Origin of the sequence: Pararhodobacter aggregans, from assembly GCF_003075525.1 — a bacterium.
Taxonomy (GTDB): domain Bacteria; phylum Pseudomonadota; class Alphaproteobacteria; order Rhodobacterales; family Rhodobacteraceae; genus Pararhodobacter; species Pararhodobacter aggregans.
Genome location: NZ_QDDR01000014.1, coordinates 86802 through 108513 on the forward strand (window position 1 = coordinate 86802; position 21712 = coordinate 108513).

The following is a 21712-nucleotide window of genomic DNA, read 5'->3' on the forward strand; positions in this document are numbered from 1 at the left end:
CAATTCCGCCAAAATCCCGCAAAAACTGGCGCGTCCCGGAAACTCCGGCGTTCCCTTGGTCCTGCAACGGCGGCGGGCGGGGCATCCCCTTGGCCGTTGCGGCGGGGCGCGATGTTCCGTAACCCTGCCTCATGTCGCTCAGCCTTGTCCGCCTGACCCTGTCGCGCTTTCGCTCGCATCCGCGGGCGGAACTGGCGTTCGACGGGCGCGTCGTGGTGCTTTACGGCGACAACGGCGCGGGCAAGACCAACCTGCTGGAGGCCATCTCGCTGCTGTCGCCCGGCCGCGGCCTGCGCCGGGCCGCGCCCGAGGAGCTGGGCGCGCAGCCCGCCGGTCTGGGCTGGAAGATCGAGGCCGAGATCGACCTCCAGGGCACCGGGCACGAGATCGAGACCGCCGCCGCCCCCGGCCAGCCGCGCAGCGTGCGCATCGACGGCAAGGCGGCGGCGCAATCGGCACTGGGGCGGCTGGCGCCGATGCTCTGGCTGACGCCCGCCATGGACCGGCTCTGGATCGAGGGGGCCGAGGGGCGGCGGCGTTTTCTGGACCGGCTGGTGCTGGGTTTCCAGCCCGACCATGCCGAGGCCTCGCTGGCCTATGACAAGGCGATGCGCGAACGAAACCGCCTGCTGCGCGAGGGGGTGACCGACGCCCGCTGGTACGCCGCGCTTGAAGCGCAGATGGCCGAGGCGGGCGCCCGGGTGACCGAGGCGCGGCGCGCGACCCTCGACCGGCTCGCCGCGGCGCAGGACCCGGACAGCCCCTTCCCGCAACCCGACCTCACGCTGGCCGATGACAGCCCCGCGGATCTGGCCACGGCGCTGGCCGAGAACCGGCGCCGGGACCTCTCGGCCGGGCGCACGCTGGTCGGGCCGCATCGCGCCGACCTTGCCGCGCTCTGGGCGGCGCGGGGGCGGGTGGCGGCGCAATGTTCGACCGGCGAGCAGAAGGCGCTGCTGATCTCCACCCTGCTGGCCCATGCCCGGGCGCTGCACGCAGACCGCGGCCACGCGCCCTTCCTGCTGCTGGACGAGGTGGCGGCGCATCTCGACGACGGGCGGCGCGCGGCGCTTTACGATGCGCTCTGCGCCATGGGGGTGCAGGCCTTCCTCACCGGCACCGGGCCCGAACTCTTCACCCCCCTCGGCGCGCGGGCGCAGGCGCTGCGCCTGTCCGAAACCGTGGGCGACACGCAGATCACGGAGACAGAGCTATGAAACCGCAACGCATCACCCTGGTCACGCTGGGCGTGGCCGATCTGGAGCGCGCCCGCGCCTTCTATGCCGCGCTGGGCTGGGAGCCGCAGGAAACCAATCCCGGCGTGATCTTCTACGATCTCGGCGGGATGAAGATGGGCCTCTTCGGTCTGGACCCGCTGGCCGAGGATCAGGGCCGCAAGGGCGCCGCGCTGGGCACCGGGGCGATGACGCTGGCGCAGAATTTCGACAGCCGCGCGGCGGTGGACGCCGCTTTCGCGCAGGCGCTGGCGGCCGGGGCCACGGCATTGAAGACGCCCGAGGCGGTGTTCTGGGGCGGCTATTCCGGCTATTACGCCGATCCCGACGGGCATGTCTGGGAACTGGCCCACAACCCCTTCTGGCCGCTCGACGCCGAAGGGCGGCTGGCCTAGGCTGAGGGCTGCGGCAGGGCAGGGGTGGCATGCGGCGGACACGCAAATGGTGGCTCGATTACCTCTGGCGCCGCAGGCGCCAGCTGCGGCTGGCCCGGGCCCTGCGCAAGCGCCGTGAGCTGACGCCGCTGGTGGACCGGACCGAGGCGATCCGCACAGGCGACGTGCTGGCCTTCACCACGCTCAGGAACGAGATCCAGCGCCTGCCGCATTTCCTGACCCATTACCGGGCGCTGGGCGTGCGGCATTTCCTGATGGTCGACAACGACAGCGACGACGGCAGCCGCGATTACCTCGCCGATCAGCCGGATGTCTCGCTCTGGCACACCAGCGCCAGCTACCGGGCATCCCGTTTCGGGGTCGACTGGATGCAGGGGCTTCTGTCGCGCCACGGCCGGGGTCATTGGTGCCTCAGCGTCGATGCCGACGAGCTGCTGGTCTATCCCCATCACGACACCCGCCCGCTGCCCGCGCTGTGCGATTTCCTCGAGGACGAGGGCGAGGTGGCTTTCGGTGCGCTGATGCTGGACCTCTATCCCAAGGGGCCGCTCGATCAGGTCGCCTATCGCCCCGGGCAGGACCCGGTCGAGGTTCTGGCCTGGTACGACAGCGCCAATTACACGATCACCCGCAAACCGGATACCAAGGCGCTGTGGATCCAGGGCGGGCCCCGGTCGCGGGCGTTCTTCGCCGATCAGCCGGAACGCGGGCCAACGCTGGCCAAGATCCCGCTGGTCAAATGGCATTGGCGCTATGCCTATCTCAATTCGACGCATGTGTTGCTGCCGCGCCCGCTGAACCGGGTTTATGAAACCGACGGGGGCGAGAAAGTGTCGGGCGTGTTGCTGCACACCAAATTCCTGCCCGGCATCGGCGCCAGATCGGCCGAGGAAAAGACCCGCCGCCAGCATTTCGGCGATCCCGGGGTGTTCGATCCCTATTACGACGCGCTGATTGCCGCGCCTGATCTGTGGACCCCCTATTCAACGCCCTATCGCGGCTGGCGCGCGCTGGAGGCCGAAGGCCTCATGTCGCGTGGCCGCTGGGGCTGAGGGCGGGGCGTCACCAGCCGCGGAAGTTTTCGGTTTCCAGCCGATTCCCACTCCGGTAGTTTCGGGGGAAACCCCAAAGGGACAGACAATTGGGCATCCTCACCTCCTATCGGCTGCGGCTGATGCGCCGGCGCTGGAAGATCCGCGCCCGGCTGAAGGGACGTGAGTTGCAGCCGCTGGCCGATCGCACCGATCAGATCAGCAGGAACGCCATCCTGCTTTTCGCCACGCTGAGGAACGAAAAGCCGCGCCTGGCCTATTTCCTGAAATACTACCGCGCGCTGGGCGTGGAGCATTTCCTCATCGTCGATAACGGCTCGGACGACGGCTCGGCCGAGTATCTGGCCCAGCAGCCCGATACCTCCGTCTGGCGGGCCGAGGCGAGTTACAAGGCCTCGCGCTTCGGCATGGACTGGATGAACGGGCTGCTCCGGCGTTACGGGCACGGACATTGGGCGCTGACCGTCGATGTGGACGAATTCTTCCTCTATCCCCATTGCGACACGCGCCCGCTCAGGGCGCTGACCGACTGGCTGGACGATGCCGGGCTGCGCAGCTTCGGCACGCTGCTGCTGGATGTCTATCCCAAGGGGCCGGTCGGCGATCAGCCCTGCCTTGAGGGCCAGAACCCGCTGGAGATCGCCGGCTGGTTCGACAGCGGCAATTACGCGATCACCCGCAACCACCGTTTCCGCAACCTCTGGATCCAGGGCGGCCCCCGGGCGCGCGGCTATTTCGCCGACAAACCCCGGGCCGCGCCCGCGCTGAACAAGATCCCGCTGGTCAAATGGCACCGCAGCTTCGTCTATGTCAGCTCGACCCATATGCTGCTGCCGCGCGGGCTGAACCTGACCTATGACACGCTGGGCGGCGAGAAGGCCTCGGGCTGCCTGCTGCACACCAAATTCCTCGCCACCCTCAGCGACAAGGTGCGTGACGAGATGGCGCGCGGCCAGCATTACGCCGAAAGCCGCGAATATCAGGCCTATGCCGTCGGGATCGCCGATCGCACCGACCTCTGGACCAAATGGTCGGAACGCTTCATCAACTGGCGACAGCTCGAGATCATGGGGCTGATGTCGAAAGGAAACTGGGCGTGAGCGCGCGGCTGGGCTTCATCATGCTGGTGCATCAGGCGCTGGACCGCGCGGCGCAGGTGGCGCGGTTCGTCGCGGGCACCGGCAGTCCCGTGGTGATCCATGTCGATGCCCGCACCCCCGCCACCCAGCGCGAGGGGCTGGTGCAGGCGCTGGCCGACCTGCCGCAGGTGCGCTTCTGCAAGCGGCACCGCTGCGACTGGGGCACCTGGTCGCTGGTGGCGGCCATGCAATCGGCCGCCGAGCTGCTGCTCAGGGACTTCCCGGGGGTGGAGCGGGTCTATGCGATGTCCGGCGCCTGCCTGCCGCTCAGGCCGGTGGCCGAGCTTCAGGCCTGGCTCGACCGCCATCCCGACACCGATTTCATCGAATCGGTCAATGTGGCGGATGTGAACTGGACCAAGGGTGGGCTGAACGAGGAACGCTTCACCCTCTGGTTCCCGGTCGGCTTCAAGCGCAACAAATGGGTCTTCGACCGGCTGGTCGATGCCCAGCGGTTGCTCCCCGTGAAACGCGACATCCCCGACGGGATCGTGCCGCATATGGGCAGCCAATGGTGGTGCCTGACGCGCGAGACGCTGGAGGCGATCCTCAAGGACCCGATGCGCCCGGTCTATGACCGCTATTTCCGGCGGGTCTGGATCCCGGACGAAAGCTATTTCCAGACCCTGGTCCGGCTGCACGCCCGGCGGATCGAAAGCCGCTCCTTGACGCTGGGCAAGTTCGACCATCAGGGCAAGCCGCATGTCTTCTACGACGACCATCTGACGCTGCTCAGGCGGTCCGACTGCTTCATGGCCCGCAAGATCTGGCGCGGGGCCGACCGGCTCTATCAGCATTTTCTGGCCCCGCGCGAGGCGGGCTCCGACACGGAACCCCAGCCCAGCCGCATCGACCGCCATTTCGCCCGCGCCACCGAACAGCGGGTGCGGGGGCGGCCGGGCCTCTATATGGCCAGCCGCTTCCCCGTCGCCAACCGCGAGAATGGCAAGACGGCCGAGCCCTATTCCGTCTTTCAGGGCTTCACCGAGGTCTTTCAGGATTTCGAGGGCTGGCTGGCCGCGGTGGCCAATTGCCGGGTGCATGGCCACCTCTTCGCCCCGCAGAAAGCCCAGTTCGCCGGGCGTGAACGCCATTTCGCGGGCGGGCTCAGCGACAGCGCGACGCTGCGGGACTACAACCCGCGCGCCTTCCTCACCAACCTCCTCTGGGCCACGCGGGGCGAGCGTCAGTGCTTCCAGTTCGGCCCCGGCGACACCCAGGGCCGCAAGTTCGACCTGCTGTGGTTCATGGCCACCGATTCCAACGCCCAGATCTCGGTCATTTCCGGCGCCTGGGCGGTGCCGCTCTACCGATCGGGCGGGGATTTCGCCCAGCTTCGGCGCGAGGCCGCGCGCCTGCAACGCATCGAATCCGAGATGATCGAGATCCTGCACGCCCCCCAGACCCGGGCCCGCATCCGCATCTGGACCATGGCCGAATTCCTCGAAAACCCGGCCGAGCCGCTGCACACCCTCTTTGACGAGATCGCGCCCCATTCCGCCGCCCGGCTGATGCGCCTGCCCGATCTGGTCGACCTCACCGGCTTCGGCTCGTTCCTGCAAGAGCTGCGCAATCAGGGCATGCAGCCGGTCTTGATGGGCGATTTCCCGACCACGCCGCTGCCCCCCGATCCCTCGCACCGGATGAAGTGATGGCTTTCGATTGTTTTGTGATTCTGGCCGAGATGCGGACGGGCTCGAATCTGCTGGAATCGAACCTCAACGCTTTCGAGGGGATCGAATGCCATGGCGAGATCTTCAACCCGGGCTTCATCAACACCCCCGGCACCGACAGCTACAAAGGCGTCACCTTCGCCGAGCGCGAGGCCGATCCATGGCGGCTGATGATGGCGGTCCGGAAGGGCGTGCGGATGCCGGGCTTCCGGCTGTTCCATGACCACGACCGCCGGATCTGGGACCATGTGCTGGCCGATACCGCCTGCGCCAAGGTGGTGCTGACCCGCAATCCGCTGGACAGCTACGTCTCGCGCAAGATCGCCGCCGCCACCAACCAGTGGAAGCTGGGCGATGTGAAGCACCGCCGGCAGGTGCAGGTCCCCTTCGTCGCCGCCGAGTTCGAGGAGCATCTCTCGCGCCTGCAGGCCACGCAGATCGAGATCCTGAACACCCTGCAACGCAGCGGCCAGACCGCGTTCTACATCGGCTATGACGACGCCAACGATCTGGACGTGCTGAACGGGCTGGCCCGCTGGCTGGGGGTGCCGGCGCGCATCACCGACCTGCCGCGCGCCCTGAAGAAGCAGAACCCCGAGCCGCTGGAGCAGAAACTCACCAACCCGGCCGAGGTCGCCCGGGCCCTGGCGCGGATCGACCGCTTCGACCTGGGCCGCACGCCGAATTTCGAGACACGGCGCGGCCCGCTGTTGCCAGCGATCCAGGCGGGTGCCAGCACGCCGCTGCTGTTCCTGCCGCTCAGGGCCGCGCCCGAGGGCGCCGTGACCGACTGGCTGACCACGCTCGACGGCGCGGCGCCCGAGTCCGGTTTCGACGAAGGGCGGCTCGACCGTTGGCGGCAGGCGCATCCCGGGTTCCGGTCCTTCACCGTGCTCCGCCACCCGTTGCGCCGCGCCCATGCCGCCTTCGTCCGGGTGCGCGACAGCGGCGATTTCGCCCCGGTGCGCGAGCATCTGGCGCGGCTCTATGGCGTCGATCTGGGCACGGGCCCCGATCCCGCCACCGCCTTCAAGGCCTATCTGAACTTCTGCCGCGCCTCGATCCAGGGGCAGACCGGGCTGCAACCCTGGCCGCTCTGGGCGACGCAGGCCGCCCAGCTTCAGGGCTATGGCGCGGTGATCCAGCCCGACCTGATCCTGCGGGAAGAGGATCTGGCGCAGGACCTGCCCGCCCTGGCCCGTCGCATGGGCCATGCCGCGCCCCCGCCGCCCGGCAGCGCTGCCGACACCGGCCTCGAGGCGATCCTCGATGCCGAGATGCAGGCGCTCTGCCGCGCGGCTTACGGGCGCGACTACGACAGGTTCGGCTTCGGCGATCTGTGAGGGAAATGAGATAGGGGGCTCACGGTTTCCCGGAACCCCCCATCTTCCCACGTGCCCTTCGCACCACACGTAGAAACGGATATGTCCCGGACCATCCTGGCCCATGGACACAGCCTGCCACGCGGTGTGGTCCGAGGCAAAAGCATTCTGCGCGGCATTTGTCGCGAATGCCGCGCAGGGCGCGGCTCAGGCGTAAACCGCCTCTTTGCCGAAATGCTTGCACAGCATGTAATAGACCACGGCGCGGTATTTGTTGCGCTCGGACTTGCCATAGGTGGCGATCACGGCGTCGATCGCCTCGTCCAGCGCCGGACCGTCGGTCAGGCCCAGCTTCTTGACCAGGTACTTTTCCTTGACGGTGGCGATCTCATCCGGCTGGCTGGCCGCCACGGTCGAGGCATCGGCGTCATAGATCGACGGGCCGCAGCCGATCGTTACCTTGGTGAGCAGCGCCATATCCGGCTCCATCCCGCATTTGTTGCGCAGGTCATCGGCGTATTTGGCGATCAGATCGTCGCGGCGTCCCATCGTTCGGTATCTCCCTGAGAATAGTCTTTCTTCGGCAGAAACCATACGAACCGCTTGGTCCCCGCCGCAAGCATAAACCGCGGCGGGGTTGGCGATTGCGGCTCAGAGGCGGCGCAGCAGCTCGGGCGTGGGCCAGCCATCGGCGGGCAGGCCGACCTGCGCCTGCACATCCTGCACCGCGGCCCGGGTGCCGGCGCCGAGGATGCCGTCCACCTCGCCCACATTGAAGCCGCGCGCGGCCAGACGGCGCTGCAGCTCCATCATCTGCTCGCGCCCCAGCCCCTCCTGCGGGTTGCCCGCCTCATAGACCGGCGCCCCCTCGATCCGCGTCGCGAAATAGGCCGCGGTCACGACATAGGTGAAGGACTGGTTCCATTCGAACAGCACGCGGAAATTGTCGAAGATCATGAAGGCCGGGCCGCGATGCCCCTGCGGCAGGATCACCGAGGCCCTCAGCCCGCCCGAGGGCATCGACACGCCCCGCGCCTGCACGCCCAGCCGCGACCAGTCGCTGACGCTCATCTGCGTGCGCAGCCCGGTGCGCGTCAGGTCCAGATTCGCGGGGATCTGCACCTCGACCAGCCAGGGCTCGTTCGGACGCCAGCCATGGTGGCGCAGCAGCGCCGCGCCGGTCAGCACGGCATCGGGCAGCGAGCCCCGCACATCCACATGCCCGTTGCCATCGGCATCGACCCCCAGCGCCAGAATGTCGCGCGGCAGCATCTGCACCATGCCGATCTCGCCCGCCCAGGCACCCTGCGTGGTCGCCGGATCCAGATCGCCCCGGCGATAAAGCTCGGCCATGGCGATCAGCTGCGGGCGGAACAATCCCGGGCGGCGGCAATCATGCGCCAGCGTGGCCAGCGCATTGGCGGTGTTGATATCGCCCTGCACCTGGCCGAAATCGGTCTCGAAGGCCAGGAAGGCCAGCATCACGCCCGGGTTGATGCCATAATCGCGTTGCAGGCGCTGGAACAGCTGCGGCTGCTGCTGCAACAGGCGCCGCGCCCGGTCCAGCCGGTTCTGGCTGATCAGCGAGCGCGAGAAGTCGATGAAGGGCCGTTGAAAGAACCCCTGCCCGCGGTCGCGGCTCAGCACCGTCTGGCTTTGCTGCAGACGGCCGAAGAAGCGGTCGGCGACATCGGCGGGGATGCCCGATTGCACCGCCTCCTGTTCCAGACCGGCGATGAAGCTGGACCAGCTTCCGCCGCAGGGCGCCGATTGGGCCCCGGCGGCAAGGGGGGACAGGCAAAGGGCCGAAATCGCGGCGGCAAGAACGAGGCGCATGAAATCTCCTGTGGAATGTTGCAGCAACCTAGCAACAAACCACCCCTTCGGCCAAGCGTTCCCGGAAATCGCGCCGGTCACATCCCCGCCAAAAGGCCGCGCCTTCTTTGCGCTGAAAATATCCTCGGGGGGTGAATTGGCCGCAGGCCAAGAGGGGGGCAGAAAGCCCCCCTGACCCGGTTTCCCATGGTGCCGCCGGAACGGGTCTCAGACCCGCATCGGCATCACGACATAGACCGCCGAGGCATCGGTGCCCTCGCGCACCAGCGCCGGCTCGCCAGAGGAATTGAACAGGAAGACCGCGTTCTCGCGGTCGATCTGGCTGGCGATCTCCAGCAGGTACTTGGCGTTGAAGCCGATCTCCAGATGGTCGTCGCCATAGGCCACCACCAGCTCTTCCTGGGCCATGCCGCTGTCGGGCGCGTTGACCGAGAGGGTCAGCTTGTCCTCATCCAGGATCAGCTTCACCGCGCGCGAGCGTTCGGACGACACCGTCGCCACCCGGTCCACCGCCTTGGCGAATTCGCTGGCGTCGACTTCCAGCCGCTTCTGGTTGCCCACCGGGATGACGCGCGAATAATCGGGGAAGGTCCCGTCGATCACCTTCGAGGTCAGGGCGATTTCCGCCGTGGCGAAGCGCACCTTGGTCTCGCTGACCGAAATCGCGATATCGGCCGCGTCGTCATCGAGCAGCTTCTTCAGCTCGTTCACCGTCTTGCGCGGCACGATCACGCCCGGCATCGCTTCGGCGCCCGGGGGCACCGGGCAGTCGATCCGCGCCAGCCGGTGGCCATCGGTCGCGACGCAGCGCAGGACGCGCCCATCCTCGCCCTCGGCCACATGCATGTAGACGCCGTTCAGGTAATAGCGCGTCTCTTCGGTGGAAATCGCGAACTTGGACTTCTCGAACAGCCGCTTCAGATCGCCCGCCTTGGCGCTGAAATTCGTCTGATATTCCGACGAGGCCATGACCGGGAAATCCTCGCGCGGGAGCGTCGCCAGCGCGAAGGTGGAGCGTCCGGCTTCGACCGTCAGCCGCCCGGTCCGCTGGTCGTCGGTCAGCGAGACCAGCGCGCCGTCGGGCAGCTTGCGGACGATCTCGTGCAGCATCACCGCCGAGACGGTGGTGGCGCCGGCGCGTTCGACCATGGCGGCGGCCTTATCCACGACCTCGATATCCAGATCGGTGGCGCGGAAGCTGACAGTGGCACCCTCGGCCTCGATCAGGACGTTCGCCAGGATCGGGATCGTGTTGCGCCGCTCGACCACCGATTGAGCCTGCGCCACGGCCTTCAACAGCGTTGCGCGTTCGATGCTGAGCTTCATCGCCTTCCCTCCGACACATCAGGCCGGTGCCGACAACGCGCCGGCCCGGCCTGTCTTTTCTGGTTCCTGTTTGTTTGCGGCCCTTTGCCGCCGCCGTCAAGGTTCGCCGGGCGTTCCGGGCGCCTCAGGCTCAGCTTTCCAGCAGACGGCGCAGCAGATCCAGGTCCTCGGACAGCTGGCTGTCCTGCGCGCGCAGTTCCTCGACCTTGCGCACACCGTGCAGGATCGTGGTGTGATCGCGCCCGCCGAAGCGGCGGCCGATCTCGGGCAGGGACCGCGTGGTCATGTGCTTGGCCAGATACATCGCCACCTGCCGCGGCCGGGCGATGGTGCGCAGGCGCTTCGGGCCGATCAGGTCCGACAGGCGCACGTTGTAATGTTCCGCCACTTTGCGCTGGATTTCCTCGACCGTGACCTTGCGCTCGGACGAGCGCAGGATGTCGGCCAGCGTGTCCTGCGTCATGTCCAGCGTGATCTCGCGCCCCAGAAGCGAGGCCAGCGCGAAAAGCCGGGTCAGCGCCCCTTCCAGCACGCGGACGTTGGTGGTGATCCGGTGGGCGAGGAATTCCAGCACATCCGGCGCGATCGAGACATTGCCGTAATTGGCGCGGTTCTGGTCGACCTTCTGCTGCAGGATGCCCAGCCGCAGCTCGTAATCGGTGGGATGCAGGTCGACCACCAGCCCCGATTGCAGGCGGCTCTTGATGCGTTCCTCCAGATCCTTGATCTCGCCCGGCGCGCGGTCGGCCGAGATGACGATCTGCTTGTTCTGGTCGATCAGCGCGTTGAAAGTGTGGAAGAATTCTTCCTGCGTGCTGTCCTTGCCGGCGATGAACTGCACGTCGTCGACCATCAGGATATCGACCGAGCGGAACAGCGACTTGAAGTCCATGATCTGCTTTTCGCGCAGCGCCTGCACGAAGCGGTACATGAATTGCTCGGCGCTCAGATACAGCACCCGGGCTTCCGGGTTGCGGGCCTGCAGCTCCCAGGCGATGGCGTGCATCAGGTGGGTCTTGCCCAGCCCGACGCCACCGTAAAGGAACAGCGGGTTGAAGGTCACCGCCGCGCCCTCGGCCACCCGGCGGGCGGCGGCATGGGCCAGGGCGTTCGGCTTGCCGACCACGAAATTGTCGAAGGTATAGCGCGCGTCGAGCGGCGCGCCGGGCAGTTCTTCGCCCTGCGGCGCGGCCACGGCAGCGGCGCGCGGGGCGGCGGGGGCAGGGCTATCTTCGGCCTCGGGCCGGGTGCCCGGGACGCGCACCTGAACCGCCAGGTCCAGGCGATGGACCTCGGCCCCGGCGGCGTTCAGCGCGCGCAGGATCTGGTCGGCGAAGTTGCGGTTCACCCAATTGGCGATGAAATTGGTCGGCGCGGCCAGCTGCGCGACGCCGCCCCGGAATCCGGTCAGCTCGAGCGGCGCGATCCAGGTGATGAAATTGCTTTCCCCGACAACGTCCCGAAGTTTCTTGCGGACATCGCCCCACACGCCGTTTGTCATTCTGTCCCAACCCATGACCGCGTCCGGATGGCGCGGTATTCTGTTCTCGTTCTTTCGTCCGGTAGACCCGGATCGCATGGCGCGAAACATCGCCGGACCGGCCGCACGGGGCGGCGGCAACAGACAAGAGGGGAACGACCCGATCAGGCGGCAGGGCCCGAACGGACAAACAACAACAACCCGGTTCCCAGAGCGGCAGCAAGGGCAGCGAATCGTCGCGGTTCAGGAATGTCCCCCCCAGGGCTTCGTGAATCGCAGGGCAACGCTATCAAGCCCCCGGCGAGGCCTTCAACCGAACAACGTTCTTGACAGGAGAGGGGGCCGAAGGAATCGCCGAGGGCGTGGGTTTCGTGCCACACTCCCCCTGACGGACCCCTGCCGGCAGGTATGGAAAAAGCGCACCCGAGGCGCGCTTTTTCTAATCTTAACAGGGCGTTAACCTTAGCGGATCAGGCGTTCAGGGCCTTCACGCGCGAGGTCAGGCGCGACATTTTGCGCGAGGCGGTGTTCTTGTGCAGCACGCCTTTCGACACGCCGCGGGCCAGTTCCGGCTGGGCTTCCAGCAGGGCGGTTTTCGCGGCTTCGGCGTTACCCGACGCGATCGCTTCTTCCACTTTGCGCAGGTAGGTGCGGATGCGCGAACGGCGGGCTTTGTTCACTTCAAAGCGGGCCTCGTTCTGACGGGCGCGCTTTTTGGACTGGGGCGTATTGGCCATGGTCTGGGCTCTTTCCGGGTCTGTTACAATATCGTTGCACACAGACCCTCCGATCCGCCGGAAACAGGTTCCTTGGGATCAGGTCGATTCTCGCCTAAGCGGGCCCACGCGCATGTGGGGCGGTCCATAAGCCAACCGCCGGAAAAAGAAAAGGGGGGAAATCCCCCCTCACCGGTCGCGGAACTGCGCCTCGCGCTTTTCCAGGAAGGCGCTCATGCCCTCTTTCTGGTCCTCGGTGCTGAAGAGCGCATGGAAGATGCGGCGCTCGAACAGGATCCCCTCGCGCAGCGTCGTCTCGTAGCTGCGGTTGACCGCTTCCTTGACCACCTTGGTGGCGATGCCCGATTTCGAGGCGATCTTCTGCGCCGCGGCCATGGCCTCTTCCATCAGCTTCTTGGTGGGCACCACGCGGCTGACGAGGCCCGAGCGTTCGGCTTCCTCGGCATCCATGAAGCGGCCGGTCAGATGCATGTCCATCGCCTTCGACTTGCCGACGAAGCGGGTCAGGCGCTGGGTGCCGCCGATGCCCGCGACCACGCCCAGATTGATCTCGGGCTGGCCGAATTTGGCGTTCTCGGCGCAGATGATGAAGTCGCACATCATCGCCAGTTCGCAGCCGCCGCCCAGGGCATAGCCCGCCACCGCGGCGATGACCGGCTTGCGGACCGACAGCAGCGCGTCGGTCTCGGGCGTGAAGAAATCGCTCTCGAACATGTCGACGAAGCTCTTGCCCGCCATTTCCGAGATATCGGCCCCGGCCGCGAAGGCCTTTTCCGAGCCGGTGAGGATGATCGCCCGGACCTTGTCATTCCGGTCGGCCGCCTTCAGCGCATCGGCCAGTTCGCCCAGCAGTTTCGAATTCAGCGCGTTCAGCGCCTCGGGCCGGTTCAGCCGGATCGTCGCCACGTAATGGTCGATCTCGACGAGGATGGTTTCATACGCCATGAGGGTTTCCCTGTGGTCGTTCACTCGCCCGTGTCTAGCAGCCCCGGCCCCGGGATCAAGGTATCTCTCGCCGCCCTAGCGCTGGCAGGTCGCGCAGTAATAGCTGGACCGCCCGCCCTGCACGATGCGCTGCACCGAACCGGCGCAACCGGGGGTAGGGCAGGGCGCGCCCGCGCGGTCATAGACGCGGAAGGAATGCTGGAAATAGCCCAGCTCACCATCCGCCTGCCGGTAATCCCTGAGCGAGGATCCCCCGGCCTCGATCGCCTCGGCCAGCACGGCGCGGATATCGCCGACCAGCCGCTCCAGCCCGTCGCGGGGGATGCTGCCGCCCGCGCGTTCGGGATGGATGCCGGCGCGGTGCAGCGCTTCGGAGACATAGATATTCCCCAGCCCCGCCACGATCCGCTGATCCAGCAGCAGGACCTTCACCGGCCCCTTGCGCCCCTTCAGCCGCGCCGCCAGCCCCTCGGCGTGGAAATCGTTGCCCAGGGGCTCGGGCCCCAGCGAGGCCAGCAGCGGATGCGCCTCGGCCCGGTCGGTGGGCATCAGATCCATGGCCCCGAAGCGGCGCGCATCGTTGAAGGTGACCCGCGCCCCGTCGCCCATGTCGAAGACGACGTGATCGTGTTTCTGGATCAGCGGGTGGGCATGGTGAAACTGGCCCGGCACATAGGGCGCCTCGATCCCGGACACGGTCATCCGCCCGGTCATGCCCAGATGCACCAGCAGCGTCTCGCCCGTATCCAGATCGGCGAGGATGTACTTGGACCGCCGCCTGAGCCGCTCGATCCCGGCGCCGGTCAGCCGCTCGGCCATCCGCTCGGGGAACGGCCAGCGCAGGTCCGGGCGCCGGATCTCGGCCCGTTCGATGCGTTTTCCCTCCATCGCCGGGACCAGCCCGCGGCGCACGGTTTCGACCTCGGGCAGTTCGGGCAAGGGCAGGCTCCGGCGAAAAGGGGTCGCATTGTGAGGGAGGCCATCCTCGGCTAAGGAAGAGCGCAACACAAGATCACCGCGCAGGATCAGGGGAAAGCCATGAGCCCGGATAACCGCACCACCCATTTCGGCTTCCAGACCGTCGACGAAGACCAGAAGGTCGGGATGGTGCACGGGGTGTTTTCCTCGGTCGCCTCGAAATACGACGTGATGAACGATCTGATGAGCCTGGGCATTCACCGCGTCTGGAAGGATGCGATGATGGACTGGCTGGCGCCCCGCGCGGGCCAGCACCTGCTCGACGTGGCGGGCGGCACCGGCGATGTGGCCTTCCGCTTCCTCGGCCGGGCGGGCGAAACCGCGCGGGCCACGGTCTGCGACATGACCGCGCCGATGCTGGAAGAAGGCCGCAAGCGGGCCGAGGCCGAGAAGCTGGCCGAGCGTCTGGACTGGGTCTGCGGCGACGCCATGGCGCTGCCCTTCCCGGACAACACCTTCGACGTCTACACCATCAGCTTCGGCATCCGGAACGTGGTCCGCATCCCCGACGCGCTGAAGGAAGCCCACCGCGTGCTGCGCCCCGGCGGGCGGCTGATGGTGCTGGAATTCAGCCAGATCCCCAACGAGGGGCTGCAAAAGCTCTACGACCTCTATTCCTTCAACGTCATTCCCCGCATGGGTCAGGCGGTGGCGGGCGATCGCGACAGCTATCAGTACCTCGTCGAATCGATCCGCAAATTCCCCGATCAGGAGACGTTTGCCGCCATGATCCGGGCCGCGGGTTTCCAGCAGGTGAAGTACCGCAACCTGTCGATGGGCATCGCCGCGCTGCATTCGGGGTGGAAGATCTGACGTGAAGGGCCCGCATAACCTCTGGCGGCTGATCCGCACCGGCGCCACTTTCGAACGCACCGGCGCCATGCGCGTGGTGCTGGAGGCGATGAATGTCCCGCCCCGCCTGCGCGTGGTGGCGCGGGTCATGGGCTGGCCTTTCGCCTGGCTGGGGCTCAAGGGCGATCCGGCCCTGCCGCCGGTGACCCGGGCGCTGACCGCGCTGGGTCCGGCCTATATCAAGTTCGGGCAGATCCTTTCCACGCGGCCCGATATCGTCGGCCTCGATCTGGCCAACCAGCTGCGCTATCTGCAGGACAAGCTGCCCGCCTTCCCCACCGCCCAGGCCCGCGCCCTGATCGAGGCCGAGCTGGAGCGCCCGGTCGAGGCGATGTTCTCGGACTTCAGCGACCCGGTCGCCGCCGCCTCCATCGCCCAGGTCCACCACGCGCGGGTGGCCGAGACGGGCGAGGAAGTCGCCGTGAAGGTGCTGCGCCCGGGGATCGTGAAGGCCTTCCGCCGCGACATCGACGCCTTCTATTTCGCCGCCGGGATGATCGAGCGCCTCCTGCCCTCGACCCGCCGCCTGCGGCCCACGGATGTGATCGCCCATTTCGAGGGCGTGGTGATGGGCGAGCTGGATCTCAGGCTGGAAACCGCCGCCGCCGCCGAATTCGCCGCCAATACCGCGGGCGACCGGGGTTTCCGCGTCCCGCAGCCGGTCTGGCACCTGTCCGGCCGTCAGGTCATGACACTGGGCTGGGCCGAGGGCGCGCCCTTGGGCGACAACGCCGCCATCGACGCGCTGGGCGTCGACCGGATGGAGCTGGGCGAGCGGGTGCTGCAGCTCTTCCTCAAACACGCGCTGAGGGACGGGTATTTCCACGCCGACATGCATCAGGGCAACCTGAAGGTGGCGGCGAATGGCGACCTCATCGCCTATGATTTCGGCATCATGGGGGTACTGGATGAATACACCCGCCGGGTCTATGCCGAGATCCTGTTCGGCTTCATCCGCAAGGATTACCGCCGCGTCGCCGAGGTGCATTTCGAGGCGGGTTATGTCCCCGCCGACCGCGATGTCGAGGAATTCGCCCGGGCGCTGCGCTCGGTGGGCGAGCCGATCTTCGGCATGGACGCCAGCCGGATTTCCATGGCGCGGCTGCTCAATTACCTCTTCGAGGTGACCGAGCGTTTCGGCATGCAGACCCGGACCGAGCTGATCCTGCTGCAACGCACCATGGTCGTGGTCGAGGGCGTGGCACGGTCCCTCAATCCGTCGATCAACATCTGGCATGTCGCCCAGCCGGTGGTCGAGGAATACATCCGCAACAACCTCGGCCCCGCCGCGCTGGCCCGCGATCTGGGCCGGGCGCTGACGGTGATGGCCCGCTTCGGCCCGCATCTGCCCGGCGCGGTCGAGGGCGCCCTGATCCGCCTGCGCACCCCCCTCGACCCCGCCCCCCCGCGCCGCTCGCTCGCCCCTCTCGCCTGGTTCATCGCCGGCGCCGCGGTGACCTGGGCCGCCGTCGCAACCTGGCTGGCGGTCTGAGGCAGGGGTCGGGGTTTCGGCTCGGTGCCCGGCAGGCAAAGGGCCTACCGGCACGCAGCCTGAACCAAGGCGCCCGGGCCGGGATACTGCCCCGCCTGCCGACCCTCTTGTCCGCTGGTCCAGCACATTTGGGTCATTCCCGGCGCTCTGCCTCTCGGGTCGCGGCGCGAGTTTCGGCGGGGTAAGGCGCAGGCCGCGCAGCTTGCGAGGACGCGCTGACCCGCCCTGCCAGCCGCTGGCCCCTGTTCGGAGCGGAGGGCGATCTGCCGGGCCGTGCTTCCGACGGGGCCCATGGCCGCGGGCGCAAGGGTTGCGGAGCGTTGGCCAAGATTGCGGCTGTCTCCCTCGGTGAGGGCCGCCGCGTTCCTGATCGCTCGCTGGCCCTGTTCACCCGCCGGAACGGTGATGCGCTGGCCCCCTATCGCACCCAGAAGACGGGCCAAGGAGGCTTCGCGGTGCTGGCCGACGTCAGGCGGAGCCTGGGGCGGCGCCGGGTCATAGACAGGAGGCAGGGAGCGAGGGTTTCGGTCAGACAAGGGGCCGGTGGGACGGCGCCTCGACGAACGGCCCGCGCGACACAATCCAGCAGGGAGGCGCCTGCGGACATGCGCCTGCGGTTGAGCTCCCATGCGCCCCTTGTGGCACAAGGGGGCGCGCATTCCCGATCCTGCACCAGTCTCGGGATCAGGGAGCGCCGTCAGAAGCCACCCGGAAGGCAGGCCCGGCTCCCCCGGCCCGGGGTCGCGATGGCTGCTGAGGCACGCCGCGCTTTGGCCGCTGGCCCGCGCTGCATCCGGCAGGGGGGAGGGGGTTTCGCCCTCGGCCGGAACGCCTCCGGCGCTCAGCCCTCGGGCGACCAGGCGCGCCGGGCGTGCCGCCCGGCGCGCGGGCCTCGCTTGAGGGATGCAGCCTTCTTTCAGTTGCCGGCGGGCCGGGTCGGCGGCCTGTATCCGGCAACTCTGTTCGCGACCTGCCTGTCCCCGGGCGCCGCAGCGCGCGTGGTCTCGACACGGCTTCATCGCGAGCGCGGCGCAGGCCCGTCGGCGACCGCCCACCATCGCCGGCAATCTTGCCCGGACCCCGTGCAACTGCCCGCCCCGGCAGCGCCCTGCGACAGCCCGTGGCGCGCGGCGCCCTGTTGCGCGCCGGACCGAGTTCCGCACCCCGCCGCACCCGCTCAATTCGCCGGTTCAGCCTCCGGCCGGCGCAGGCCGGTGACCTGCGAACTGTCGACATAGAGCCCGCCGGGCAGCACCAGCAGCGTCATCCCGTTCTCGTAGCGCGCCTCGAGGATCGGCACATAGGCGGCGACCGGCTGGGTATCCAGCGTCTCGCCGTCCAGGGTCGAGTCGATCTCGAAGGAATAGGTGCCGGGGGGCAGCAGTGCGCCCTCGCTGTCGCGCCCGTCCCAGCTGTAGCTCTGCGCCTGCGGGTCGAGGGTGCGGCTGTCGACGATCCGCCCTTCCTCGTCCCGCACGATCAGCGTGACCGCCTCGGCCCCGAGCGCCGGATCGGGGGTCAGCGCGATCGGCGTGCCGTCGAAATGCGCGCCGCCATAAATCCGGGCCTCCATCCCCACCCAGCCGCCCAGATCGGCCAGCCCGGTCTGCCCCAGCATCGAGGCCAGCAGCTGGTTGGTATAGGTCTGCTGCTCGACCCCGGCGAAAGTGGCGAGCTGCACGGCGAAATCCGAGGCCGATTGCGGGTTCAGCGGATCCTGGTTCTGCATCTGCGTCGTCAGCATCTGCAGGAAGGTGACGAAATCCGATTGTTCCGGCGTGCCGGTGGCGGAGGCGGAGGACCCGAAGGATCCGAAGCTCGAGGCGATTTCCATGCGGTCCTCTCAGAGGCGAAGGTCGAGGTGATCGCGCGCGCGCAGCGTCGGCGCGGGCGCGGGTTGGGTTTGCGGGCGGGGGTCGGCCGGGGGGGCGCCCTGCGAGGCGCTTTGCGAGGGCGGGGCGTGAGGCGTTGCCTGTTGCCCGGCGCCGCCCGCATTGCCGCCCGAGAAGCGCAGCGAGAGCTGGTCATGGCCCAGCGCCCGCAGATCCTGCTCCAGCGCGCCGATATGGCGCCGCATCAGGTCGAGCGTTTCGGGCCGTTCGGCATGCACGATCAGCAGGCTGCCGGTCTCATGGCTGACCAGTTTCAGGCGGACATGGCCCAGTTCCTCGGGCTTGAGGGCCAGGTCGAACCTGCCGGGACCGCCGGTCTCCAGCCGGGCGGCGATCTGCTGGGCGATCCGGTGCGGCGTGTCGAGGGGGGGTGTCGCCCCGGGGCGCGGGTCGGCCATCACCTCGACCCGTTGCGGCGCGTCGAGGCGCGGCACGAGGTCGGCCGCCTGTTCTATGGGAACGGCAGTGCCGGGCGGCGGCGCGAGCGGGACCGGGGCCCCATCGGGCAAGGGCATGGCCGCCCCGGGAGGGGAGGCTTGCGGCGGCGGTCGGTCGGGGTTGGTGCTTCTGGCCGGGGGGCGCGCGATGGCCGCCGCCTCGGCCGGGACTGGCTGGACGGGGAGCAGGGCCGCGGCCATGGCCGGGGTACGGGGCGGCTCGGCGGCGGCAAAGACGGCACGGGCGGGGCCGTAGGGATCGCGCGGCAGCGGGGAGGAGGCGCGGGGCGGCGGCAAAGGTGTCGCGCCCTCCGGCGGCGGGACGCCGGGCGCGGAAGCGGGCTGCCGCACGCTGACCGGGGCGCGATCAGGGGCGATCAAGGGGGTGACGGGCGCGCTGTCCGTGCCTTGTGGCCTCGGGGCCGGATCGGGGGCTCGTTCGGGCGTCGGCAGGGGTGCCGGGGGCCGGAGGGTGGCCGCGACGGGCTCCTGCCCCGGGACCACGCGGCTGGCGGCGGGCGTCTGGGGAAGCGCCTCGGCCCGGGGGGCGGATTGCGGAAGTGCCGTTGCGCGGGGCTCTGGTGCGGGGGCGGTGGTGTCACCCGGCGGCAGGGTCGGGATCGCCGCGACAGCCCTTGGGGCGGGAAATGCTTGCCCCCGGAGGGGCAGCGGGGCTGGCCCGGGCACTCTGGCATCGGCTTGCGGCGTTTCGGCCTGAGTCGCCGGATCGGGGGGCGGGGCCATGATCGTGGGTCCGGCAGCGGGAGCGGCGGTGCTGGTGCCCTGCCGCAGGGCCGACCCCGTCACCGGGGCCTGCGGCTGTGCGGGCTGGAGCGAGGCGGACGGGGCAGGCATCGGGGCAGGCATCGGGGCCCGGGCCAAGGTCGGGGCGGCGGCGGCGAGGGCCGGACGCTGCCCGGACTGCGCGGGACCGGGGGGTGCTTGATGACCATGCGTCCGATGCGGCGCAGGCTGATCGGTCTGCGTCGCATCGGGCCGCGACTGCCCGGGCTGGGCCTGATCGAGTCGCGTCGGGCCGCGCCCTGCCAGAGGCGCCTGTGCTTGACGGGCGGCGGGCTGCGCGGTGCCCGGCAGATCCGGCTGGGCCTGAGGCGGCCTTGATTGATCGGATCGCGGGTCTTGCACGGCAATACCCGGCGCGTCCGCTGCGACCGCGTGTCCGAGGCGCGACGGCTGGGGCGGACCTTCCGGGCCGAGCAGCGGCGGCGCGGCCTCTGGTGCGCTCTGTCCGGGGGGCGCCCGGGTCGGCACGGGCTGCGCAGATCCGGTGCCCGCCTCCGGGGTTGAGCCCCGGCTCACGGGCGCCAGCGGGTCGGCGAGCGCAGGGGGCTGCGGCGAGGCCTGGGGTTGCGCCGCAAGCGGGCGGGGCGTCAGGGGCGGATCGGCGGGGCGGGTGTCCGGGGCTGGTACGCCGAGAGGCGGCTGGTCGGGTGTGGGAGCCTCGGCCGGCGTGCCGAGGGACCCGGCAGCGACCCCCGCAGCGACGGATGGAACCGGCGCGGGCGTGTCCCGGGCGACGAAGGGGGCAGCGCCCGGCGCGTCCAGCACCAGACGGGCCCGCAACAGCGATTCGCGCCCCGGGACGCCCGGCGGGCTGGCCGGGGTGCTGGCCGGGGGGCTGGCCGGCGTGCTGGCCTGATCGGCGGGATCTGCCGGGGTCGCCGTCCCCTCCGGCAGGTCCAGAAAGGCGCCCAACGCGCTGTCCTGGCTGACAACGGCAATTTCGGGCGTGGCCCCGACCTCGGGCTCCGGCGCGGGGGCTTCCGGCATTTCCTCTCCCGTTTCCTCCCCCTCCGGGGGAGCCGCGACCACGGGCTCGTCGTTCGGGGCCGGTTGCAGTTGCTCCGGCGCCATCATCGCCCTGAGCCGGGCCAGAACCGCGGTGAAATCCGCACCCTCGGGCAGCGCGGCCACCGGACGCGGCGCGCCCCGGAGTAGGGGCGTATTCTCGGCGGTGACCAAGGGCATCATGCCGGACCTCCGTTCTGGATCTCCGAACCCTAGCAGCCGTTGGTTACCGCTTCTTTACCGCCACCTGACAGGATTTGGCATCCGCATCAGGAGGTTCCGATGATCCAACCCGTTGCCCTGCCCACCGCGCCACCGCCGCCCGACGCCCTGCGCCGCAGCGCCGAGGCGCTGGAAGCCGCCTTTCTGGCCGAGATGCTGAAAAGCGCCGGGGCCTTCCGACCGACCGAGGGTCCCGGCTCGGGCGGCGAGGGCGAGGCGCACTTCGCCTCGTTCCTGGCCGATGAACAGGCCCGCGCCATGGTCGCCCGCGGGGGCATCGGCCTGGCCGATTCGATTGAACACGCGCTGCGCCTGCGCGCGGGCGGAGGCGTGCCATGACCGCGCGTAGCCTGTCCCGGGGCGACCTCAGGCGCCTCGCCGCGCTTTTGCGGCAGGAGCGCGCGGCGCTGACCCGCGGCGATTACGCCCGGCTCGAGGCATTGGCGCCGCGCAAGATCCAGCTGCTGGAACGGTTTGAGGCGGGCGAACCGCTGCCCGACACGCCCGCCAACCGCGCCCTCGCGGCCGAGATCCGCGCGATCGCCGCCCGCAACGCCCGCCTGTTCGAGGCCGCCATTGCCGGGATCCGCGAGGCGCGCGCGCTGTTGCTGCGCGCGCGGGATCGCGGGCGCGGCCAGACCTATGGCCCGAACGGCAGCCGCGCCGCGCTTGAACCCGCCGCCGGAAGCCTGCACCGGCGGGCCTGACCGCCCCCTCCGTCGCGTTGAATTTGACGGAAATTGGCATCGCGACGGGGGCAAGGTTTAAGCCGTTATTAGCACTTCACCCCGAGTCTGGCTGAGCACCGACCAGGTGGCGCGTCATCCGGAAACCGGACAGCCGCAGGTCCAGAATGGGCTTGGCCGCCGTTCTCGAACGGCACGAAACCG

Annotated in this window: 20 protein-coding genes; 11 read left to right on the forward strand and 9 right to left on the reverse strand. The window is 68.9% G+C overall.

What is annotated here, in order from left to right; genetic code table 11:
* Nucleotides 1-131 precede the first annotated feature (131 nt).
* The 6 genes from recF to DDE23_RS21165 all read left to right on the forward strand — a co-directional run bounded on the left by recF (nt 132) and on the right by DDE23_RS21165 (nt 6837).
* Nucleotides 132-1217, forward strand: coding sequence for a DNA replication/repair protein RecF (gene recF, locus DDE23_RS21140; protein ID WP_107754443.1), 1086 nt, complete (start codon nt 132-134; stop codon nt 1215-1217).
* Nucleotides 1214-1630 (forward strand): VOC family protein, encoded by a 417-nt coding sequence (locus DDE23_RS21145; RefSeq protein ID WP_107754445.1) that lies wholly within the window; start codon nt 1214-1216, stop codon nt 1628-1630. The genes recF and DDE23_RS21145 overlap by 4 nt, the downstream gene beginning before the upstream one ends.
* Nucleotides 1631-1659: 29 nt before the next feature.
* A complete protein-coding gene (locus tag DDE23_RS21150) occupies nt 1660-2682 on the forward strand; it encodes a glycosyltransferase family 2 protein (protein WP_107754447.1) in 1023 nt (340 codons plus the stop codon).
* 89 nt (nt 2683-2771) lie between these two features.
* Complete coding sequence (locus tag DDE23_RS21155; RefSeq protein WP_107754449.1) at nt 2772-3782, forward strand: glycosyltransferase family 2 protein; 1011 nt, start codon at nt 2772-2774, stop codon at nt 3780-3782.
* 20 nt (nt 3783-3802) lie between these two features.
* Nucleotides 3803-5473 (forward strand): DUF5927 domain-containing protein, encoded by a 1671-nt coding sequence (locus DDE23_RS21160; protein WP_107754497.1) that lies wholly within the window; start codon nt 3803-3805, stop codon nt 5471-5473.
* Complete coding sequence (locus DDE23_RS21165) at nt 5473-6837, forward strand: nodulation protein NodH (protein ID WP_107754451.1); 1365 nt, start codon at nt 5473-5475, stop codon at nt 6835-6837. Before DDE23_RS21160 ends, DDE23_RS21165 begins: the two co-directional genes overlap by 1 nt.
* Nucleotides 6838-7023: 186 nt before the next feature.
* Here the strand turns inward: DDE23_RS21165 and DDE23_RS21170 are convergent, their stop codons facing one another.
* From DDE23_RS21170 to mutM, 7 genes are all read right to left on the reverse strand, one after another.
* Nucleotides 7024-7365 carry a DUF2853 family protein gene (locus tag DDE23_RS21170; RefSeq protein ID WP_107754453.1) on the reverse strand — a complete coding sequence of 114 codons (342 nt, stop codon included), beginning with the start codon at nt 7363-7365 and terminating at the stop codon, nt 7024-7026.
* A gap of 102 nt (nt 7366-7467) precedes the next feature.
* Complete coding sequence (locus DDE23_RS21175) at nt 7468-8652, reverse strand: lytic murein transglycosylase (protein WP_107754455.1); 1185 nt, start codon at nt 8650-8652, stop codon at nt 7468-7470.
* Nucleotides 8653-8859: 207 nt separating this feature from the next.
* On the reverse strand, nt 8860-9978 hold the full coding sequence (gene dnaN, locus DDE23_RS21180; protein ID WP_107754457.1) for a DNA polymerase III subunit beta: 1119 nt from the start codon (nt 9976-9978) through the stop codon (nt 8860-8862).
* A gap of 130 nt (nt 9979-10108) precedes the next feature.
* The gene (gene dnaA / locus DDE23_RS21185; RefSeq protein WP_107754459.1) at nt 10109-11479 is read right to left on the reverse strand and encodes a chromosomal replication initiator protein DnaA; all 1371 of its coding nucleotides are present in this window, start codon (nt 11477-11479) and stop codon (nt 10109-10111) included.
* A 449-nt stretch (nt 11480-11928) separates the two neighbouring features.
* Nucleotides 11929-12195 carry a 30S ribosomal protein S20 gene (rpsT, locus tag DDE23_RS21190; protein WP_107754461.1) on the reverse strand — a complete coding sequence of 89 codons (267 nt, stop codon included), beginning with the start codon at nt 12193-12195 and terminating at the stop codon, nt 11929-11931.
* A gap of 168 nt (nt 12196-12363) precedes the next feature.
* Nucleotides 12364-13140 carry an enoyl-CoA hydratase gene (locus tag DDE23_RS21195; RefSeq protein WP_107754462.1) on the reverse strand — a complete coding sequence of 259 codons (777 nt, stop codon included), beginning with the start codon at nt 13138-13140 and terminating at the stop codon, nt 12364-12366.
* 75 nt (nt 13141-13215) lie between these two features.
* Nucleotides 13216-14079 (reverse strand): bifunctional DNA-formamidopyrimidine glycosylase/DNA-(apurinic or apyrimidinic site) lyase, encoded by an 864-nt coding sequence (gene mutM, locus DDE23_RS21200; protein ID WP_107754463.1) that lies wholly within the window; start codon nt 14077-14079, stop codon nt 13216-13218.
* A 99-nt stretch (nt 14080-14178) separates the two neighbouring features.
* Between mutM and ubiE the strand changes: the two genes are divergently transcribed.
* Nucleotides 14179-14931: a bifunctional demethylmenaquinone methyltransferase/2-methoxy-6-polyprenyl-1,4-benzoquinol methylase UbiE gene (gene ubiE / locus DDE23_RS21205; protein ID WP_107754464.1), complete on the forward strand. Its 753-nt coding sequence runs from the start codon at nt 14179-14181 to the stop codon at nt 14929-14931.
* 1 nt (nt 14932) lies between these two features.
* Entirely contained in the window at nt 14933-16462 is a 1530-nt protein-coding gene (ubiB, locus tag DDE23_RS21210; RefSeq protein ID WP_107754465.1) for a 2-polyprenylphenol 6-hydroxylase, read from the forward strand.
* A gap of 1177 nt (nt 16463-17639) precedes the next feature.
* Here the strand turns inward: ubiB and DDE23_RS21215 are convergent.
* Nucleotides 17640-18296 carry a flagellar hook capping FlgD N-terminal domain-containing protein gene (locus DDE23_RS21215; protein ID WP_107754466.1) on the reverse strand — a complete coding sequence of 219 codons (657 nt, stop codon included), beginning with the start codon at nt 18294-18296 and terminating at the stop codon, nt 17640-17642.
* 9 nt (nt 18297-18305) lie between these two features.
* Nucleotides 18306-18869, reverse strand: coding sequence for a flagellar hook-length control protein FliK (locus DDE23_RS21220; protein WP_157958095.1), 564 nt, complete (start codon nt 18867-18869; stop codon nt 18306-18308).
* A gap of 1447 nt (nt 18870-20316) precedes the next feature.
* On the opposite strand from DDE23_RS21220, the gene DDE23_RS25775 reads away from it, so the two are divergent.
* The 3 genes from DDE23_RS25775 to DDE23_RS21230 all read left to right on the forward strand — a co-directional run bounded on the left by DDE23_RS25775 (nt 20317) and on the right by DDE23_RS21230 (nt 21529).
* Nucleotides 20317-20451, forward strand: a complete 135-nt coding sequence (locus DDE23_RS25775; protein WP_272947892.1) for a hypothetical protein — start codon at nt 20317-20319, stop codon at nt 20449-20451.
* Nucleotides 20452-20882: 431 nt separating this feature from the next.
* Nucleotides 20883-21161, forward strand: coding sequence for a rod-binding protein (locus tag DDE23_RS21225; protein ID WP_107754468.1), 279 nt, complete (start codon nt 20883-20885; stop codon nt 21159-21161).
* On the forward strand, nt 21158-21529 hold the full coding sequence (locus DDE23_RS21230; RefSeq protein WP_107754469.1) for a hypothetical protein: 372 nt from the start codon (nt 21158-21160) through the stop codon (nt 21527-21529). Before DDE23_RS21225 ends, DDE23_RS21230 begins: the two co-directional genes overlap by 4 nt.
* Nucleotides 21530-21712: the final 183 nt, after the last annotated feature.

Excerpts from the sequence above, each read along its gene's own strand:
- recF (WP_107754443.1), top strand. The coding sequence starts at position 132 with ATGTCGCTCAGCCTTGTCCGCCTGACCCTGTCGCGCTTTCGCTCGCAT.
- DDE23_RS21145 (WP_107754445.1), top strand. The coding sequence starts at position 1,214 with ATGAAACCGCAACGCATCACCCTGGTCACGCTGGGCGTGGCCGATCTG.
- DDE23_RS21150 (WP_107754447.1), top strand. The coding sequence starts at position 1,660 with ATGCGGCGGACACGCAAATGGTGGCTCGATTACCTCTGGCGCCGCAGG.
- DDE23_RS21160 (WP_107754497.1), top strand. The coding sequence starts at position 3,803 with ATGCTGGTGCATCAGGCGCTGGACCGCGCGGCGCAGGTGGCGCGGTTC.
- DDE23_RS21165 (WP_107754451.1), top strand. The coding sequence starts at position 5,473 with ATGGCTTTCGATTGTTTTGTGATTCTGGCCGAGATGCGGACGGGCTCG.
- DDE23_RS21170 (WP_107754453.1), bottom strand. The coding sequence starts at position 7,365 with ATGGGACGCCGCGACGATCTGATCGCCAAATACGCCGATGACCTGCGC.
- DDE23_RS21175 (WP_107754455.1), bottom strand. The coding sequence starts at position 8,652 with ATGCGCCTCGTTCTTGCCGCCGCGATTTCGGCCCTTTGCCTGTCCCCC.
- dnaN (WP_107754457.1), bottom strand. The coding sequence starts at position 9,978 with ATGAAGCTCAGCATCGAACGCGCAACGCTGTTGAAGGCCGTGGCGCAG.
- dnaA (WP_107754459.1), bottom strand. The coding sequence starts at position 11,479 with ATGACAAACGGCGTGTGGGGCGATGTCCGCAAGAAACTTCGGGACGTT.
- rpsT (WP_107754461.1), bottom strand. The coding sequence starts at position 12,195 with ATGGCCAATACGCCCCAGTCCAAAAAGCGCGCCCGTCAGAACGAGGCC.
- DDE23_RS21195 (WP_107754462.1), bottom strand. The coding sequence starts at position 13,140 with ATGGCGTATGAAACCATCCTCGTCGAGATCGACCATTACGTGGCGACG.
- ubiE (WP_107754464.1), top strand. The coding sequence starts at position 14,179 with ATGAGCCCGGATAACCGCACCACCCATTTCGGCTTCCAGACCGTCGAC.
- DDE23_RS21215 (WP_107754466.1), bottom strand. The coding sequence starts at position 18,296 with ATGGAAATCGCCTCGAGCTTCGGATCCTTCGGGTCCTCCGCCTCCGCC.
- DDE23_RS21220 (WP_157958095.1), bottom strand. The coding sequence starts at position 18,869 with ATGCCCTTGCCCGATGGGGCCCCGGTCCCGCTCGCGCCGCCGCCCGGC.
- DDE23_RS21225 (WP_107754468.1), top strand. The coding sequence starts at position 20,883 with ATGATCCAACCCGTTGCCCTGCCCACCGCGCCACCGCCGCCCGACGCC.
- DDE23_RS21230 (WP_107754469.1), top strand. The coding sequence starts at position 21,158 with ATGACCGCGCGTAGCCTGTCCCGGGGCGACCTCAGGCGCCTCGCCGCG.